Genomic DNA, 17,091 nt, shown 5'->3' with positions numbered 1-17,091 from the left:
GCTGGTTCCTGATGGCACTGCTGGCGGCGACGCTGGCGGCCTGCACCACGCCCAAACCGATCGAAGGCGCCAGCGCCGACGCGTTTTCGCGCATCGGCCGCTTCGCCATTACCGTCAACGAGGAAAGCGGCAAGCAGAACGCCGTGCAGGGCGGCTTCTCGTGGTCGGACGATGGCCGCCAGTATGTGCTGGACCTGACCAACCCGCTGGGTTCGACCGAGGCTCGGGTGGAAGGACGGCCCGGCGCGGCCAGCCTGACCAAGGCCGACGGCACCCGCCTGGTCGCCGACAATCCCGATGCCCTGGCCGCGGAAGCGCTGGGCAGCAGCATGCCCGTGTCCGGGCTGCGTGACTGGCTGCGGGGCAAGCTGGCGGCCACGCCCGAAGCGACCGAAGTGTCGCGCGACGAACTGGGTCGCCTGGCGGCTTTTGAGCAGGGCGGCTGGCGCGCGCGGCTCTCACGTTACGACACGCTAGGTCCCCAATTGCTGGTGTTGGAACGCCAGGAGCCGGGCCGGCGCATCATGCTGCGTCTGGTCGTCAATCAGCCTTGAATGGCGGGCCGTCTTGGCCCGGAATCAGCGGTCGCCCGGTAAAATCGGGGCGACCGCTTTTTTTTGTTTGTTCAGCCGTGACTCTCTACGACGTACCCGCTCCCGCCAAGCTCAATCTGTTCCTGCACGTCGTAGGCCGGCGCGCCGACGGCTATCACCTGCTGCAAACCGCCTTCCGCTTTATCGACCTGTGCGACACCTTGCATTTCGATGTGCGCGCCGACGGCGTCATCAGCCGCGCCACGGAGCTGCCTGGCGTGCCCGAAGAGCAGGATCTGACCCTGCGCGCGGCGCATGCGCTGCAGCGGGCCACGGGTACGAAGCAGGGCGTGCAGATCGGCCTGGAAAAGCGCATCCCGCAAGGCGGCGGCCTGGGCGGCGGCTCCAGCGATGCGGCATCCGTGCTGATCGCGCTGAACAAGTTGTGGAATACCGGGCTGTCGCGGCGCGAACTCATGGAGCTGGCCTTGCCTCTGGGCGCCGATGTGCCCGTGTTTGTCTTCGGTCAATCCGCATTCGCCCAGGGTGTAGGCGAAGACCTGACGGCGGTGACGCTGCCGGATCGTGCATATCTGGTGGCACAGCCGGACGCCAGCGTGCCCACGCCACAAATATTTTCCGCACCTGATTTGACAAGAGATTCTTCTTCCATCACAATAGCGGTCTTTCTTGCTTCGCCTACTTCCCGCTTCGGCAGGAATGATTTGGAGCCGGTGGTCTACCGCCTTTACCCAGAAGTGCTTGGGGCATCGCGGTGGCTTGCTGAGCAGGAGGTCCTTCGTGGAACTCCAGTTCGCATGTCGGGATCTGGCGCGTGTTTATTCGCCGAATTTTCCGAACTCTCCGAAGCCGTTTTGGCAGAAGCAGAAATATCCGCTATAATGCGCGGCGCTGATAAAACATTCAGCCAAACGCATCCACGGTTTCGGTTAGTGCAGGCATGTACTGGGTTAGCTGAACATCCGTTGCGGAATTGGATTGCAAGATAGTTGGGGAGTCGCCAAGCTGGTTAAGGCACCGGATTTTGATTCCGGCATGCGAAGGTTCGAATCCTTCCTCCCCAGCCAACCGAATACATAAAAAAGCTGTTGAACACGCCTGTAAGACACTGGCCCGGGTTCAGCAGCTTTTTTATTTTCCGGGTCCGCTGGTGCATTACCTCGCATCATCTCGTTAGTGTCTTAAAACGACCATCGCATCATCCATCATGGCAAACGATAGCTTCATGATTTTCACGGGCACCGCCAATACTCGGCTGGCCGTGGACGTAGTCAACCACCTCGATATGTCCCTGGGCAAGATGACCGTCGGTCGCTTCTCGGACGGCGAAGTGATGGTCGAGATCAACGAGAATGTGCGCGGCAAGGACGTCTTCGTCCTGCAGCCCACCTGTGCCCCCACCAACGACAACCTGATGGAAATCATGGTGATGGTCGATGCCTTGCGCCGCGCTTCCGCTGGCCGCATCACCGCCGCCATTCCCTATTTCGGCTATGCCCGCCAGGACCGCCGCCCGCGCTCGGCGCGCGTGGCCATCTCGGCGAAGGTCGTGGCCAACATGCTGCAAGTGGCTGGCGTCGACCGCGTCCTGACGATGGACCTGCACGCCGACCAGATCCAGGGTTTCTTCGATATCCCCGTGGACAACATCTACGCGGGTCCGATCCTGCTGGGCGACATCTGGCGCCGCAATTTCTCGAACCTGGTCGTCGTGTCCCCGGACATCGGCGGCGTGGTGCGGGCCCGCGCGCTGGCCAAACAGCTGGAAGCCGATCTGGCCATCATCGACAAGCGCCGTCCGCGCGCCAACGTGTCGGAAGTGATGAACATCATCGGTGAAGTCGACGGCCGCACCTGCATCATCATGGACGACATGGTCGACACCGCCGGCACGCTGTGCAAGGCGGCCCAGGCCCTGAAGGACCGCGGCGCCGGCGCCGTTTACGCCTATTGCACGCACCCCGTGCTGTCGGGCGGCGCCATCGACCGCATCGAAGCGTCGGAACTGGACGAACTGGTCGTCACCGACACCATTCCGCTCTCCGAGCAAGGCCAGGCCAGCGGCAAGATCCGCCAGCTGTCGTGCGCCGCGCTGCTGGGCGAGACCATCCTGCGTATCTCGAACGCGGAATCGGTCAGCTCGCTGTTCGTCGATTAAGACGTAGCGGCCCTCGGACGGGTAGTCCGGATACAGAGTTTTGCGCCTTGCTGGTCGCGGCAAGGCGCAACAAACACGGCGTGCATTTCGCGTGCCGTGCACTAATCGGCGAAGTCTCTTCGCCATTTATTGTTTTTGGAGTTTTCCATGAAATTCAATGCCACTGCGCGTAGCGTCCAGGGTTCGAGTGCGAGCCGCCGCCTGCGCCGCGCGGGCCGCGTTCCCGCCATCGTTTATGGCGGTACGGCTGCCCCCCTGAACATCGAACTCGACCACAACGAGATCTACCACGCCCTGCGCAAGGAAGAATTCCACGCGTCGATCCTGCAAATGGCGCTGGAAGGCGCAGCCAAGGAAGAGCAAGTCCTGCTGCGTTCGGTTCAATGGCACGCCTACAAGCCGCAAGTCCTGCACGTGGACTTCCAGCGCGTGGACGCCAACCAGGCCCTGCACACCAAGGTCCCGTTCCACTTCATCAACGCTGAAGTCTCGCCGGCCGTGAAGCTGGGCGGCGCCATCATCAGCCACGTCCTGACCGAACTGGAAATCACCTGCCTGCCGGCAGCGCTGCCCCAGTTCATCGAAGTGGACCTGAAGGATCTGCTGCCTGGCGCTTCGGTCCACCTGGCCGACATCAAGCTGCCCAAGGGCGTGACGTACGTGCCCCACGGCGGTGACGCCAACCCGCTGCTGGCCGCCACGGCCGTGGTCAAGGGCGGCGCTGCCGCCGACGAAGGCGCTGCCGAAGCTCCGGCCGCCTAAGTCCTGCCGGAAAGCCCTCGGGCTTTCCACGGCTGGTACCCGAAACCCTGCGTGTGCATTTGCATGCGCAGGGTTTTTTGGTTTAAACACCCCCCATCATGTCTACTCCTATACGCCTCATCGTCGGACTGGGTAATCCCGGCCCTGACTACGAAACGACCCGGCATAACGCCGGCTTCTGGCTGGCCGACCATCTGGCGGACGACTTGCGCGCTTCTTTTGCGCTGGAGAAGTCCTTTTTCGGCATGGTGGCCAAGTCCCGTCTGGGCGCCGACAACGTGCTGCTGTTGAAGCCCAATACCTACATGAATCGTTCCGGCCAGGCGGTCGGCGCGTTGGCTCGTTTCTACAAGCTTGTGCCCGAGCAGGTGCTGGTGCTGCATGACGAGTTGGACCTGATGCCCGGCCAGGTGAAACTGAAGCAGGGCGGTGGGCACGCCGGCCACAATGGCTTGAAGGACATCCAGGCGGCCTTGGGCAGCCCCAACTTCTGGCGCCTGCGCATTGGCATCGGCCATCCCCGCACGCTGGGCCTGGCCCAGCAGGTGGCGGACTTCGTGCTGCATCCGCCGCGCCGCGAGGAACAGAAAGAGATCGAAGCGGTGATCGACCGGTGTCGCGCGGTCGTGCCGGCGATGCTGGCCGGAGATTTTCCCCTGGCGACACGCCAACTCCACAGCGGCAACGAGGCCTGATGACGGACCAGCGGCAATCGGCTTCGCTATCTGGCGGAAAACTTCGCTTTCGCAGCGAAGTTGCGGATTTCTGGCGTTTCATCCGGCACCCGCATCCGGCTTCGCGCCTGCCGGGCCGCGCGTCCGCGAGCGGGCTGGTGGCCGACTGGTGGCCGGGCCTGGGGCCTGGACGCCTGCTGGCCTGGGCCGCGCTGCTGTGGGCCGTGAACCTGTTCGCACTGGGGCCGGTGGCGGTGGCCGCCGCCGGGCTCGGCGGCGTTACGCATCGGCTCGATCCCGCCAACATCCCCTGGCTGACCGCCGTCATCTGGGCGCCGCTGGTGGAAGAGATACTGTTCCGCTATGGCCTGCGCCGTCCAAGACAGGCGCTATGGCTGATCCCGGCGATGGTGCCCGTGGTGCTGTGGGGGCCCAAGGTCTGGACCGGCCTGCTGCTGGCTGCATTCGTCATCCTGGCCTGCTGGGGCGCGCGCCAGCGCCCCGAACCGCTACGAGGCTGGGACACCACCTGGCGGCGCTATTACTTGCAGCATTTCGGCCTGGTGTTCCACCTGGTCGCGCTGACCTTTGCCGCGGTGCACCTGACCAACTTCGTCTACGGCAAGACGCCATACTGGCTGCTGCCCCTGCTGGTGCTGCCGCAATGGCTCACGGGCCTCGTGCTGGGCTGGATGCGCGTGCGTCGCGGAATCGGCGCAGCCATATTGCTGCATTCTGCTTTCAACGCTGGCCCCATTTTGATGATCTGGATCATCATGCGCTGGGTTCCCGCCGCCGCAGCCTGACCGGGGCCGCAACGGCGGCCCGGCCGGCGGGGCCTGAGCGCCCAGCCGGGGTAAACTAGAACGTTAACGATCAATACCGTACTTACACAGGATTCCCATGGCTCTGCAATGCGGCATCGTCGGCCTGCCCAACGTAGGCAAATCGACCCTCTTCAACGCTCTGACCCGCGCCGGCATCGCCGCCGAGAACTATCCGTTCTGCACCATCGAACCCAACGTTGGTGTGGTCGAAGTGCCGGATCAGCGTCTGCAGAAGCTGGCTGAAATCGTCAAGCCCGAACGCATCCTTTCCGCCACCGTCGAATTCGTCGACATCGCGGGCCTGGTCGCCGGCGCGAGCAAGGGCGAAGGCCTGGGCAACCAGTTCCTCTCGCACATCCGCGAAACCGACGCCATCGTCAACGTGGTGCGCTGCTTCGAAGATCCCAACGTGATCCACGTGGCCGGCAAGGTCGATCCCATCGCCGACATCGAAGTCATCGAAACCGAACTGGCCCTGGCCGACCTGCAGACCGCTGAAAAGGCCCTGCAACGCCACCAGAAGACCGCGCGTTCGGGCGACAAGGAATCGCAGCGCATCGTGGCCGTGCTGGAAAAGTGCGTGGCCCAGCTGAACGAAGCCAAGCCGATCCGTGCGCTGGACCTCTCCACCGAGGAAAAGGCCGACATCGCCCAGCTCTGCTTCATCACCGCCAAGCGCGCGATGTACGTGGGCAACGTGGCGGACGACGGCTTCACCAACAATCCGCTGCTCGACCGCCTGACCGAATTCGCCGCCGCGCGCAACGCGCCCGTGGTCGCCATCTGCGCCGCCATTGAATCCGAGATCGTCGACCTCGACGACGCCGACCGCCAGGCTTTCCTGTCGGACATGGGCATGGAAGAGCCCGGCCTGAACCGCCTGATCCGCGCCGCCTTCAAGCTGCTGGGCCTGCAGACCTACTTCACCGCCGGCGTTAAGGAAGTGCGCGCCTGGACCGTGCCGATCGGCGCCACCGCGCCCCAGGCCGCTGGCGTCATCCACACCGACTTCGAACGCGGCTTCATCCGCGCCCAGACCATCTCCTATGACGACTACATCACCTACAAGGGTGAGCAGGGCGCCAAGGAAGCGGGCAAGATGCGCGCGGAAGGCAAGGAATACATCGTGCAGGATGGGGACGTGATGAACTTCTTGTTCAACGTCTAAGCGAAACAGCACATCCCGCGAAGCACCCCAAAGATCAGACCTGTGTCCGATCTTTGGGGTGCTTTTTTTGGTGAGGCGTCAACAGCGATGCGCGCCGCTTCAGGAAGGGCTTTGCGAGAACGGTATGAGGGATGAGAAACAATCGGTTGCGGCGAAAAGCGGGATGACTGGCAGCGGCCGGGTTGGACCGCATCAGCAGATGGTGTGATCGCACAGACGCAGGTTTTCAAGCGGCACCCAGCCCGTCTCTCCATCCGCAAGCCTTACCGCCCACACCCACCCATTCAGTTCGCGTTCTCCGCGCAGCATTTCGCCTTGCGCGACATCCAGCTCCTTGTTGGTGAAATCCTCCAGCATCGTGGCGCTGCCGTCGGCGTGGCGGTCCAGGAATTGCGCCGGCACGAAGCCGGCTTGTTGGCCTGCTGGCGTGCACAGATACCAGTCGGGCCAGCCCTCGGGGCCATCGTACCGTTCGCCGACGGTGACGCGATCTCCCTTGCGCACCAGCATGGGTTCGGGGAACTCGCTGGCGTGGGCCTGGATGACGAGGTAGCGGCGGTCGGAATTCATGGGCATTGATTGTCCGTATTGCGTTCACGGACGGAACTATGCCATGCGCTCCAGCAGCCGCGGCACCGCCGAGGCCAGCAACGCGACTCCGGAAGCCGTCAGCAGCCCCAGCACGATCTGCCGGAAGCGCGCCTCGCTGATGCCTATGTAAAGCTTCGCGCCCAGCAACACCGGCACCAGCATGGCGGCGGCGACGATGGCGAACATGGGCAGCATGGCGCGCGTGACGATGCCGCTGGCCAGATACGTGCCCATGGTCGCCAGCAGCATGGACAGGTTGAAGTTCTGGATGATGGCGCGTTGCGCGTCCTTGTCGAATCCGCGCAGGGTGCACCACAAGGTGGGCAGCGTGCCTGTGAAGCCGCCTATGCCGCCCAGCACGCCGCCGGCCATGCCGACGGCCGCATCGGCGGCGCGCCCGCCTGCGGCGATCTTCGGCAGGTTCTTGGCCAACAACATGGCGGGACACCAGATCACAAGCAGGATGCCGAGTATGGTCTTGAACCAGTCCATGTCCAGGCGCGGCAGCAGCGCCACGCCCAGCGGAATGCCGAACAGGCCGCCGATCACGAAGGGCAGCAATCGCCGCAGATCGAAGCCGCGGCGCACGGTGATGGCGGCGAGGATCTGCCCGACCAGGGCGCCGAAGACCGCGAGCGTCGCGGCCAGGCGCGGGTCCAGCACCCAGGCCCAGAACGACATCGCCACCAGGCCGAAGGCAAAGCCTGACAGGCCCTGCAGGAAGCCCGCGATGACCGCGCCCAGCGTCACCACCAAATACACCGAATCCATTGCCGCCTCTTTGTTCTTATGTGGGGGAGTCGGTTTGTATTCTGGATGATCCTTATGGCTCGCGAATCGTGTTTTGCTATGGGCCGATACCGTGCTTCTTATGGCGGCGGAGCCCGTGCTAGCTTGGCGCCTTGTCCGCCGCCCGCAGGAAATTCGCTTCCAGCACGCTCAGCACGCGATTCAAAGTGTCGATATCCGCGGCCGACAACCCCTTGAGCGACTCCTCGAAGAACGCCGCCCGCTTGGGCAGGGCTTCGTCCACCACGGCCTGGCCGGCCGGCGTGAGGCTGGCGTTGGTCAGGCGGTTGTCCTGCGGATCCACTGCGCGCGCGATCCAGCCCATTTTTTCCATGGCCTGCAGCTGCCGTGTGAGCGACGCGGGATCGAGCCGGCAGCGTTCGGCCAGATGCTTCTGCGAACATTGGCCGCACTCATGCAGCGCCAGCAAAATGCGCCAACGGGGCAGGGCGTGGCCGACGGTGCTGCTGAACGCGCTCTGCATGCCGCGGTAGGCCTGTCCCATGTGCTGGATGACCTGCAAGCCTTGTTGTTGTTTGGGCAAAAGCTATTCTCCGACGCCGGCCGGCTCTGGTGTGGAAGGGCGGATCAACTGGACCGGCGGCACGCGCCGCACGCACCAGAGCGCGAACACCGCGACCGCCAGGGCTATGAGTTGCCCTTCGTGGATGGCGCCGACGAGCGCGACGCGCGCGATCTCGATCAGCGAGGTTCCGTCCTGGCCTTGGTGCGCCAATTGTGCCAGGAACTGCGTCTGGGCCTCGGGATTGACGAGCATCTGGGGATCATTCAGCTCTGGCAGCCAGCGGGCGGAAGCGCCGCGCAGCGTGGATTCGACGCCGCTGAAATAGCTGTGGTTGATCATGGTGCCGACGATCGCCGTGCCCAACATGCCGCCGATCATGCGCAGGGATTGCAGCAGCGCCGTGGCGATGCCCAGGTGGCTGCGGCCGGCGGTCTGCTGCGCGAAGACCGTCAGGTTGGGCATGATGAAACCCATGCCCAGCCCGGCCATCAGCATGTATGCAGCGATGAGCGCATGTGACGTATAGCTATGGGTGGTAACAATGCCCAGGCACGAGAGCGCCATCAGGATGAAGCCCGCATACAGCATGCGGTTGGGATTGCGGATGCGGGTGATGATGCGGCCGTTGACGATGCTGCCCACCGTGATGAAAACCACCATTGGCGTGATCAGCAGGCCGGCGTCCTGGGGCGACAGCCCGAAGCCGCCTTGCAGCAGCAGCGGCGCGTAGAACAGCAGCGAGTACATGGTCACGCCCACCAGCAGGGCCAGCGTGAAGAGCATGGCGAGGCCGCGGTTGCGGAACATGTCCAGCGGCAGCAGCGGGTGGGGGCAGCGCCGTTCCCACCAGAACAGCAGGGCGAAGGCTACCGCGCTGCCCGCGCCCAGCAGCAGGAGGGATGCGCTAAGCCCTTCCTTGGGCAACAGCTCGACCAGCAATTGCAGGCTGCCCAGCGCCACGGCGATGAGCAGCGCACCCTGCCAGTCCAGCCGCACGCGGCCGGTCGTGTGGCTGCGCAGATGCGGCAGATAGCGGGCGACGAACCAGAGTCCGAGGAGGCCAATGGGCAGGTTGACGTAGAACACCGAGCGCCAGCCATAGTGCTCGGTCAGCGCGCCGCCCAAGGTCGGGCCGATGGCGTTGGCGATGCCGAAGGCGGAACTGAGCATGACTTGCCACCGCAACCGCACGTGGGGATCGGGAAACAGGTCGGGGATGGACGCGAACGCCGTGCCTACCAGCATGCCGCCGCCTATGCCTTGCAGCGCCCGCGCCAGGACCAGCGTGAACATGCTGTCGGCCGCGCCGCATAGCGCCGAGGCCAGGGTGAACAATACGATGGCTGCCACTACGAACGGCTTGCGCCCGTAGTAGTCGCCCAGGCGGCCGAAGATAGGCACGGTGATGACGGAGGTAAGCAGGTAAGACGTCGCTACCCATGCATACAGTTCGAAGCCTTTGAGTTCGGCAACAATGGTCGGCAGCGCGGTGCCGACCACGGTCTGATCGATGGCGACCATCATCATGACGAAGCACATGCCCAGCATGGCAAGCAGGGTTTGGCGGAAAGGAAGCACTTGGCCGGGCGAGTGCGGGGTGCCTGTAGCGGGGGCGGACATTGTTGGATCTATCAATGATTGATGTATCAATCATTCTAGCCCTACAATCCGCGAGACAGAAAGTTGTCAGGTCCGAGGCCGGATTTCGAGACGCCGCATCGATACCGATAGTGTTGATTTTGCGCGGCCGCGCCCGGCCATCCGCGCGAAGTCGGCCCGATTTGTTACGATAGCGCTATCTGTACGCTGGCTCGGCTGGCGTCTTCATCAGGCTTTCCTTGGCAGATTCCATTTTCGGCGCCGCAGCCCCAGGCTCGGCAAGAGAGCGGGCACGCCCTGAAAGGCCGTGGCTACATGGGCCTGGCGGTTTTTCCGCAGCTAAAGCACCTTCCGCGCGCCCGGCGCAGCGGACGGCATTCAAGGATTTCCAGTCGAGGTACCGACGGGGCAGCAATGAAAACGTGGTTCAAGCGCATTTTGATAGGCCTGGTAGTGTTGGTTGTCGTGGCCGTCGTTGGCCTGGCCATCTTCTTGCTGACATTCGACCCCAACGCGTACAAGTACAAGCTGGAAGAGCTTGTCCAGCAACGCTACCAACGCACGCTGACGATAGACGGCGAGATCGAGCTGTCGCTCTTCCCGCGCATCGGGCTGTCGGTGCAGGGCGTGTCGCTGTCCGAGCCGGACAGCTCCGAAACCTTCGCCTCCATCGATAGCACCCGTCTGGCGGTCGCGGTGTGGCCGCTGCTGTCCAACAGCTTCGTGGTGGACCACGTCGCGATCACCGGTTTCAAGGCCCGTGTGGTGCGGGACAAGCAGGGCCATTTCAATTTCAGCAATCTCGTGGGCGGCACCGCGCCGATCACGGCGGCGCCGGCCAATCCGGCTGAAGCCTTGGCGGGCGCGGCGCAGAGCGCGGTGCAGGCCATCGCCAACGGCAACCTGCCGCAGCCGCGCAACAACATGCAGATCGACATCGCCGGGCTGGACCTGAAGGACGGCCAGGTGCAGCTGCAGGACGAGATCACGGGCATGGCGGTGGCGGTCACCAAGATCAACGCCAACACCGGCCGCGTCACCTTCAATCAACCGTTCGATGTGCGCATGACCGCACGCGTCGAGGGTGGCGATCCGCGCGTGGACGCCAATTTGACCGGCCAGGCCCTGCTTACGCTGGATCCGTCGGCCAAGCGCTACGCTGCGCAGAAGCTGGACCTGCGCATGGACGGCAAGCTGCCGGGGGCCGAAGCCAAGAGCCTGGCCATGCGCGGCAATCTGGCCTTCAACGGCCAGAAGTCGGCGTTGGACATCGCCGGCCTGGAAGTCGTGTTCCAGGGCGACGTCACCGATCCCGCTGCGCGCGCGACCAATGTGGATGCCAGCGTGGCCATCCCCAAGCTGGCGATCGACCCGCATAAGAGCCAGCTGCAGATCGAGAAACTGGCGATACGCGCCAAGGGCGGCGTGGCCGATGGTCCCTTCGAATTCGCCGTGGACGCGCCCGCGCTCAATATCTCTCCGGCGTCGGCCACGGGTGAGGCGCTGACGGGCCGCGTGCGCATCAGCGGCCTGGACGCGAGTTTCGGCTTGAACGGCATCAGCGGCAACGCCGGTGAGCTGGAGATCAAGGAAGCCAAGCTGGACAGCACGTCCAAGAATGGCGAACGGATCGTCAAGCTGAACTTCGCCTCGCCGCTGTCCTTGAACCTGTTGCAGCGCAGCGGCGGCCTGTCTGGCTTGCGGGGCGACGTCAACATCACCGATCCTGGACTGCCCAAGGGCAGCCTGCAGATCCCCGTGATCGGCAGCGTGACCGCGGATCTGCTGAAGGATCAGGCCACGAGCAAGATCAACGCCGTGCTGGAAGGCGGCAAGTTCGATCTGAGCGCGGACATTACCAAGCTGAGCGATGCGCCCAAGGTGAATTTCGCACTGGTGGTGGATACGCTGGACCTGGACAAGCTGGTGCCGCCGGTTGCGGCAACGCCCGCGCAGCCGGCGCCCAAGCAGCCGGCCGAAGCCAAGAAGGAAGACGGCAAGCCCGCGCAGCCTGCAGCCCCTGCGGCGCCTGCCAAACCTGCCGACGACACGATCGACCTGTCTGCGCTGATCGGTCCCAGCGTCAATGGCACGATCAAGGTTGGCAAGCTGGTCGTGCGCGGCCTGAAGGCCGACGACGTCGGCGCCGCGGTCAAGCTGGACAAGGGCAAGCTGGATATCTCCAGCCTGACTGCCGGCCTGTACGGCGGCAAGCTGGCGGGCACTTTGTCGGTGGACGCCGCGCAGGGTAACCAGCTGGCCACCAAGATGTCGCTGGCCGGTATCGCCATCGAACCGTTCCTGATGGACCTGGCGCGCCAGAACGTGCTGAGCGGTACGGGCAGCCTTGCGCTGGACCTGAAGACAGCCGGCGCCAATGCCTACGCCATGAAGAGCGGCCTGGGCGGCACCATGCAATTGCGCCTGCGCGATGGCGCGGTCAAGGGCATCAACCTGACGCAGACGCTGCGCGAACTGAAGGCCGCCTTCAAACCGGAATCGCAGAATGAAACCGTCGCGTCCGACACCAGCAAGCAGACGGAATTCTCCGAGATGGACGCCGACCTGGCCTTCACCAAGGGCGTGGCCGCGGTCAAGCGCCTGAACGTGGTGTCGCCCCTGTTGCGCGTGACGCAGGGCGATCCGGCCACCATTGACTTCGTCAAGAGCGAATTGGACCTGGTGGCGCGAGCCCGCGTCGTCAATCCGGCAGCCGATCCGGAAGGCAAGGAACTGCTAGACCTGAAGGACGTGACCATCCCCGTGCACGTCAAGGGACCGTTCGACAAGCCGACCTATACCGTGCTCTGGAAGGACGCCATCGGCGGCATTCTCCAGCGCAGCCTGGAAAACAAGCTTCGCGAAGCGGTGACGGGCAAGGGCAAGGGCGGCGCTGCCGTCGACAAGGCTTTGAAGGGACTGCTGGGCAAATGAACGCCGAGAACTTCCAACCCGTGGCCGAGTGCGGCGTCACCACGCAGGCCGAGGCCGCGGGCTATCACCGGCAATGGCTGGTCGCCAACGATTCCGGGCAGTGGCTGAACCGCAGCCTGTGTCCGCGGCTGGCCGACGTTTCGGTCGAGCTGCGGCTGGGCTACCTGGTGCTGAAGGCGCCTGGCATGCTGCGCATGGACATTCCGCTGGACGTCATCGAAGACGACGACAGCGTGCGCTACAGCATGAAGGTGGGCGAGCAGGTGGTGGACGTGATCGACGAAGGGGAACTGGCCGCGGCCTGGATTTCCAACTTCGTCCAGGTGCCTTGCCGCATCATGAAGGTGCATCCCGATACGCCCGTGGCCGCCTGGCCGGCCTGAGCGGGCCGGGCGCAAGGGCCGTTCAAGCCTGAGCGCCAGAGCGCTTGAATTCGAAAGCCGCGTGGGCCAGCAGGCCTGCCAGAAGGCCCCAGAAGGCCGATCCGATACCCCAGAAACTGAAGCCAGATGCCGTGGCCAGCAGCGTGATGAGCGCGGCTTCGCGGCGTTGCGGGTTGGCCATGGCCGCGGCCATGCCGCCCATGATGGTGCCCAGCAGCGCCAGCCCGGCCAGCGCGGCCAGCAGGGCGGAGGGCAAGGCCTGGAAGAACACGGCCACGGCGCCGGCTACGACGCTCAGCACGACGTAGCCCAGGCCGTAGGTGGCCGCGGCGATGTAGCGCTTGGACGGGTCCGGATGCGCTTCGGGACCGGTGCAGATGGCCGCGCTGATGGCGCCCATCGTGACGCTGTGCGCGCCGAAGGGCGCGGCCAGCAGGCCCAGCAGGCCGGTGGCCGCCACCAGGCGCGAGGCGGGCGGCTGGTAGCCCGCCGCTTGCAGGATGGCCAGGCCGGGAAGGTTCTGCGAGGCCATCGCGACCACGAAAAGCGGAATGCCCAGGCTGACCGCGGCCTGCGCGCTGAAGGCGGGCGTGGTCCAGACGAATTCGGTGAGGCGCCAGTCCAGCAGGTCCAGCTGGATCAGGTTCAGGCCGAAGGCGATGGCGATGGCCACCAGCATGACGACCAGCACCGCGTAGCGCGGCGCCCAGCGCCGGCACAGCAGATAGGCGACGCACATCGCCAGCACCAGCGCGGGCTGCTGCTTGATGTTGCTGAAGACGCCCATGCCGAAGTTGAGCAGCACGCCCGCCAGCATGGCCGCGGCGATTTCGCCGGGGATGCGGCGCAGGATGGGATCGATCCAGCCGAACAGGCCGCAGGCCAACGTCAGCGCGGCGGCCAGGATGAAGGCGCCGATTGCCTCATTGAAGGGAACGCCGGCCAGCGCGGTGACCAGCAGCGCCGCGCCAGGCGTGGACCAGGCCATGACGATGGGCAGGCCCGTGCGCAGGCTGTACAAGGCGCCGCCCAGGCCGAACGCCAGGCTGAGCGAGCCGATCCAGGAGCCGATGTGCGCCGAATCCAGGCCCGCGGTATGGCCTGCCTGCACCATCAGCACGGCGGTGCCGCCGAAGCTGACCAGCACGGCGACGAGGCCGGCGGCGATGGCCGATGCGGACAGGTCGCGGCGGGCGTGGTGGCGGGAAGGAGGGAGGTTGATGCTGGACTGCGCGGCGTCGCTCATGCGGCACCGGTCAGGCGACGGTATTTGGCCATGAGCTGTTCCTGGCCTTCATTCCATTGCGGGTGCAGCTCGATGCACTCCACGGGGCACACGACCTTGCATTGCGGCTCGTCGTGATGGCCCACGCATTCGGTGCACCGGTCAGGGTCGATGACGTAATAGTCCTCGCCCATGGAGATTGCTTCGTTCGGGCACTGGGGCTCGCAAACGTCGCAATTGATGCATTCTTCGGTGATGGTCAGGGCCATGGCGGGCTGCGGTATGGGGCGGGTAGGGCTAAGCGCATTGTACCGCCGCCGCGCGCCCGGGCCGCGCAGCGCAAGAAGGGCGCTTTGCGCGCCCTTCGAGGGTGGAGCAATACCTGCGGCGGGGCTCAGCCCGGCCAGGACTGTTCGCGACGTTCCTTGGCTTTTTCCTGGAGCCAGCGCTCGACGGACGGGAACACGAACTTGCTCACGTCGCCGCCCAACTGCGCGATCTCGCGCACGATGGTGCCGGAGATGAATTGGTACTGGTCCGAGGGCGTCATGAAGAGCGTTTCGACGTCGGGCAGCAGATGGCGGTTCATGCCGGCCATCTGGAATTCGTACTCGAAGTCGGACACGGCGCGCAGGCCGCGCACGATCACGCGCCCGCCCTGGTCGCGCACAAAGTCCTTGAGCAGGCCGCCGAAGCTTTGCACTTCCACGTTGGGATAGTGTCCCAGCACTTCGCGCGCGATTTCCACGCGCTCGTCGATGCTGAAGAAGGGCTTCTTGTTGCGGCTAATGGCGATCCCGACCACGACTTTGTCGAAAAGCGTGGCGGCACGGCGGACCAGATCCTCGTGGCCTCTGGTCAGCGGGTCGAAAGTGCCGGGATATACAGCGGTGATCATACGAGCTCCGTACCGTTATTTGTGGTTTACACCATCCTCCGAAGCTCGGATTATTGACCTATTTGCGCAATGCAGCAAATTCCAGCAGGTGGTAGTGGACCGCGCCTGCCTTGTCCTGCCGCAAGATCGTGAATCCCTCGGGGGCTTCGATGGGGCTTTCCGCCTCTACGTAGACTAGCCCATGCTCGGTCAGAATGCCTGGCAGAATCGGCCACAGGCGCGGCAGCCAGCCCTGGCCGAAAGGCGGATCCAGCAGGATCAGGTCAAATCGGGACGCATCCATGCGCTCGGCGACCTGCATGGCGTCGCCCACGTGGATGCGTATCATGTCGGCTTTGAGCTTGTCGCGCAGTGTCCGCAGCGCGGACGCAGCGGTCTTGTCCCGCTCGACCATCTGTACATGCGCCACGCCGCGCGAGGCCGCCTCGAAGCCCAAGGCGCCGCTGCCGGCGAATAGATCCAGCACCTGCTTGTCGGCGAACTCGCCGCCCCACAGGTGATTGAGCCAGTTGAACAGCGTCTCGCGCACCCGGTCGGGCGTGGGGCGCAGCGTCTCCACGTCGGGCACGGCAATGGGGGTGCGTCTGTATTGGCCCCCGACGATACGAATATACTTGTTACCCATGTTTAGCCGCTTCTTCAAGAAAAAATCCCCTCCGCCCGCCGCGCCGGTTCAACCCGCGCCGCCGCCGGAGGCTGCAGACGCCGTAGCCGCGCCTGCCGAGCCCGCCGCCGTCCCGGTCACTCCCGCGCCGCCGGCGCCTGTGGCCGCCGAACCGCGCCGCGAACCGAGCATTGACCCGGGCGTCGCCGCACCGGCGGCACCGCCCGTTGTGGCGCCTGTTGCTGCGCCGCATGAGGCGCCGGCCGTGACGCCCGCGCCGGTTGCGCCGACACCCGCTACGGTATCGGCGCCAGCGCCTGTTCCGGCGCCAGCGCCGGCCCCGGCATTGGCCCCCGCTCCTGTCGCGGCGCCCGCGCCGGTGGTGGCAACGCAAGCTCCGATCGCCGCTCCCGCGCCGGTTGCGGCTCCGGTGGCTCCGGCTGCGGCGCCGGCCCCAGCCCCCGAGCCCGCCGCCGAAGCCCCCAAGAAGGCTTCCTGGCTGTCCCGCTTGAAGCAAGGCCTGTCGCGTACGGGCCAGAGCATCGGCGGGATCTTCATCGGCGTGAAGGTCGACGAGAACCTGTTCGAGGAACTCGAATCGGCGCTCATTATGGCCGATGCGGGCCTGGAGGCCACGGAAAAGCTCCTGACGGCGCTGCGCGCGCGGGTCAAGAAGGAACGCATCGAGGACCCCGCCAAGGTCAAGGCGGCCTTGCGCCAACTGCTGGCCGACCACCTGCGCCCGCTGGAGCGCGCCTTCGACCTGAAGCGCACGCAACCCCTGGTCGTCATGATCGCCGGCGTCAACGGCGCCGGCAAGACCACTTCCATCGGCAAGCTGGCCCACACCTTCCAGCGCCAGGGCGCCAGCGTGCTGCTGGCCGCGGGCGACACGTTCCGCGCCGCCGCGCGCGAGCAGCTCATCGAATGGGGCAGCCGCAACAACGTGACGGTGATCTCGCAGGACGGCGGCGATCCGGCGGCTGTGGCGTTCGATGCGGTCAACGCCGGCCGCGCGCGCGGCATGGGCGTGGTGATGGTGGATACCGCGGGCCGCCTGCCCACGCAGCTGCACCTGATGGAAGAGCTGAAGAAGATCCGCCGCGTCATCGGCAAGGCGGACGCCGCCGCGCCGCACGAAGTGCTGCTGGTGGTGGACGGCAATACCGGCCAGAACGCCCTGGCGCAGATCCGCGCCTTCGATGCCGCCATCAATCTGACCGGCCTGGTCGTGACCAAGCTGGACGGCACCGCCAAGGGCGGCACGCTGGCAGCCGTGGCCGCGGGCAGCCAGGGCGTGCGCCCGATCCCGGTGTACTGGATCGGCGTGGGCGAAAGCCTGGAAGACCTGCAGCCTTTCGTGGCCGACGAGTTCGCCGGGGCTTTGCTGGCGGATTGA

General features: G+C 65.2%; 18 protein-coding genes and 1 tRNA gene. 11 read left to right on the top strand and 8 right to left on the bottom strand.

The features are described from left to right. Window positions 1-11: 11 nt before the first annotated feature. The 8 genes from lolB (at window position 12) to ychF (ending at window position 6,143) form a co-directional block, all read left to right on the top strand. Complete coding sequence (gene lolB / locus HV793_RS02475; RefSeq protein ID WP_175213141.1) at window positions 12-554, top strand: lipoprotein insertase outer membrane protein LolB; 543 nt, start codon at window positions 12-14, stop codon at window positions 552-554. A 77-nt stretch (window positions 555-631) separates the two neighbouring features. Beyond that, window positions 632-1,543 carry a 4-(cytidine 5'-diphospho)-2-C-methyl-D-erythritol kinase gene (gene ispE, locus HV793_RS02470; protein ID WP_082400801.1) on the top strand — a complete coding sequence of 304 codons (912 nt, stop codon included), beginning with the start codon at window positions 632-634 and terminating at the stop codon, window positions 1,541-1,543. 1 nt (window position 1,544) lies between these two features. Next, a tRNA-Gln gene (locus tag HV793_RS02465) sits at window positions 1,545-1,621 on the top strand. A gap of 140 nt (window positions 1,622-1,761) precedes the next feature. Beyond that, entirely contained in the window at window positions 1,762-2,712 is a 951-nt protein-coding gene (locus HV793_RS02460; RefSeq protein WP_006227587.1) for a ribose-phosphate pyrophosphokinase, read from the top strand. 147 nt (window positions 2,713-2,859) lie between these two features. After that, window positions 2,860-3,474: a 50S ribosomal protein L25/general stress protein Ctc gene (locus tag HV793_RS02455; protein ID WP_042797362.1), complete on the top strand. Its 615-nt coding sequence runs from the start codon at window positions 2,860-2,862 to the stop codon at window positions 3,472-3,474. Between the two features lie 98 nt (window positions 3,475-3,572). Next, window positions 3,573-4,169, top strand: coding sequence for an aminoacyl-tRNA hydrolase (gene pth / locus HV793_RS02450; RefSeq protein WP_054451950.1), 597 nt, complete (start codon window positions 3,573-3,575; stop codon window positions 4,167-4,169). Continuing rightward, window positions 4,169-4,954 carry a CPBP family glutamic-type intramembrane protease gene (locus HV793_RS02445; RefSeq protein WP_054451949.1) on the top strand — a complete coding sequence of 262 codons (786 nt, stop codon included), beginning with the start codon at window positions 4,169-4,171 and terminating at the stop codon, window positions 4,952-4,954. The genes pth and HV793_RS02445 overlap by 1 nt, the downstream gene beginning before the upstream one ends. A 97-nt stretch (window positions 4,955-5,051) precedes the next feature. Next, window positions 5,052-6,143 (top strand): redox-regulated ATPase YchF, encoded by a 1,092-nt coding sequence (gene ychF / locus HV793_RS02440; protein ID WP_054451948.1) that lies wholly within the window; start codon window positions 5,052-5,054, stop codon window positions 6,141-6,143. Between the two features lie 192 nt (window positions 6,144-6,335). Here the strand turns inward: ychF and HV793_RS02435 are convergent, their stop codons facing one another. From HV793_RS02435 to HV793_RS02420, 4 genes are all read right to left on the bottom strand, one after another. Continuing rightward, window positions 6,336-6,719: an SH3 domain-containing protein gene (locus HV793_RS02435; RefSeq protein WP_244958580.1), complete on the bottom strand. Its 384-nt coding sequence runs from the start codon at window positions 6,717-6,719 to the stop codon at window positions 6,336-6,338. A 30-nt stretch (window positions 6,720-6,749) separates the two neighbouring features. Next, window positions 6,750-7,505, bottom strand: coding sequence for a sulfite exporter TauE/SafE family protein (locus tag HV793_RS02430; protein ID WP_175212599.1), 756 nt, complete (start codon window positions 7,503-7,505; stop codon window positions 6,750-6,752). 118 nt (window positions 7,506-7,623) lie between these two features. After that, on the bottom strand, window positions 7,624-8,067 hold the full coding sequence (locus HV793_RS02425; RefSeq protein WP_175212598.1) for a MarR family winged helix-turn-helix transcriptional regulator: 444 nt from the start codon (window positions 8,065-8,067) through the stop codon (window positions 7,624-7,626). A gap of 3 nt (window positions 8,068-8,070) precedes the next feature. Beyond that, window positions 8,071-9,669 carry an MDR family MFS transporter gene (locus HV793_RS02420; protein ID WP_175212597.1) on the bottom strand — a complete coding sequence of 533 codons (1,599 nt, stop codon included), beginning with the start codon at window positions 9,667-9,669 and terminating at the stop codon, window positions 8,071-8,073. A gap of 393 nt (window positions 9,670-10,062) precedes the next feature. Here HV793_RS02420 and HV793_RS02415 point away from each other — a divergent pair, with 393 nt between their 5' ends. Both HV793_RS02415 and HV793_RS02410 read left to right on the top strand, forming a co-directional pair. Continuing rightward, entirely contained in the window at window positions 10,063-12,582 is a 2,520-nt protein-coding gene (locus HV793_RS02415; RefSeq protein WP_175161368.1) for an AsmA family protein, read from the top strand. Further along, window positions 12,579-12,965 (top strand): MOSC N-terminal beta barrel domain-containing protein, encoded by a 387-nt coding sequence (locus HV793_RS02410; protein ID WP_054451940.1) that lies wholly within the window; start codon window positions 12,579-12,581, stop codon window positions 12,963-12,965. The genes HV793_RS02415 and HV793_RS02410 overlap by 4 nt, the downstream gene beginning before the upstream one ends. A gap of 22 nt (window positions 12,966-12,987) precedes the next feature. On the opposite strand, the gene HV793_RS02405 is transcribed toward HV793_RS02410, so the two are convergent. The 4 genes from HV793_RS02405 to rsmD all read right to left on the bottom strand — a co-directional run bounded on the left by HV793_RS02405 (window position 12,988) and on the right by rsmD (window position 15,713). Next, on the bottom strand, window positions 12,988-14,211 hold the full coding sequence (locus tag HV793_RS02405; protein ID WP_175212596.1) for a benzoate/H(+) symporter BenE family transporter: 1,224 nt from the start codon (window positions 14,209-14,211) through the stop codon (window positions 12,988-12,990). Then, window positions 14,208-14,459 (bottom strand): YfhL family 4Fe-4S dicluster ferredoxin, encoded by a 252-nt coding sequence (locus tag HV793_RS02400; protein ID WP_042795127.1) that lies wholly within the window; start codon window positions 14,457-14,459, stop codon window positions 14,208-14,210. Before HV793_RS02400 ends, HV793_RS02405 begins: the two co-directional genes overlap by 4 nt. Window positions 14,460-14,584: 125 nt before the next feature. After that, entirely contained in the window at window positions 14,585-15,088 is a 504-nt protein-coding gene (gene coaD / locus HV793_RS02395; protein WP_013396175.1) for a pantetheine-phosphate adenylyltransferase, read from the bottom strand. Window positions 15,089-15,146: 58 nt separating this feature from the next. Continuing rightward, a complete protein-coding gene (gene rsmD, locus HV793_RS02390; RefSeq protein ID WP_054451938.1) occupies window positions 15,147-15,713 on the bottom strand; it encodes a 16S rRNA (guanine(966)-N(2))-methyltransferase RsmD in 567 nt (188 codons plus the stop codon). Here rsmD and ftsY point away from each other — a divergent pair. Next, a complete protein-coding gene (gene ftsY / locus HV793_RS02385) occupies window positions 15,712-17,091 on the top strand; it encodes a signal recognition particle-docking protein FtsY (protein WP_054451937.1) in 1,380 nt (459 codons plus the stop codon). The two genes, rsmD and ftsY, sit on opposite strands and share 2 nt — an antisense overlap.

This window comes from Achromobacter aegrifaciens (assembly GCF_902859965.1).
Classification (GTDB): domain Bacteria; phylum Pseudomonadota; class Gammaproteobacteria; order Burkholderiales; family Burkholderiaceae_B; genus Achromobacter; species Achromobacter aegrifaciens.
This window is presented reverse-complemented; position numbering and strand designations above follow the sequence as displayed.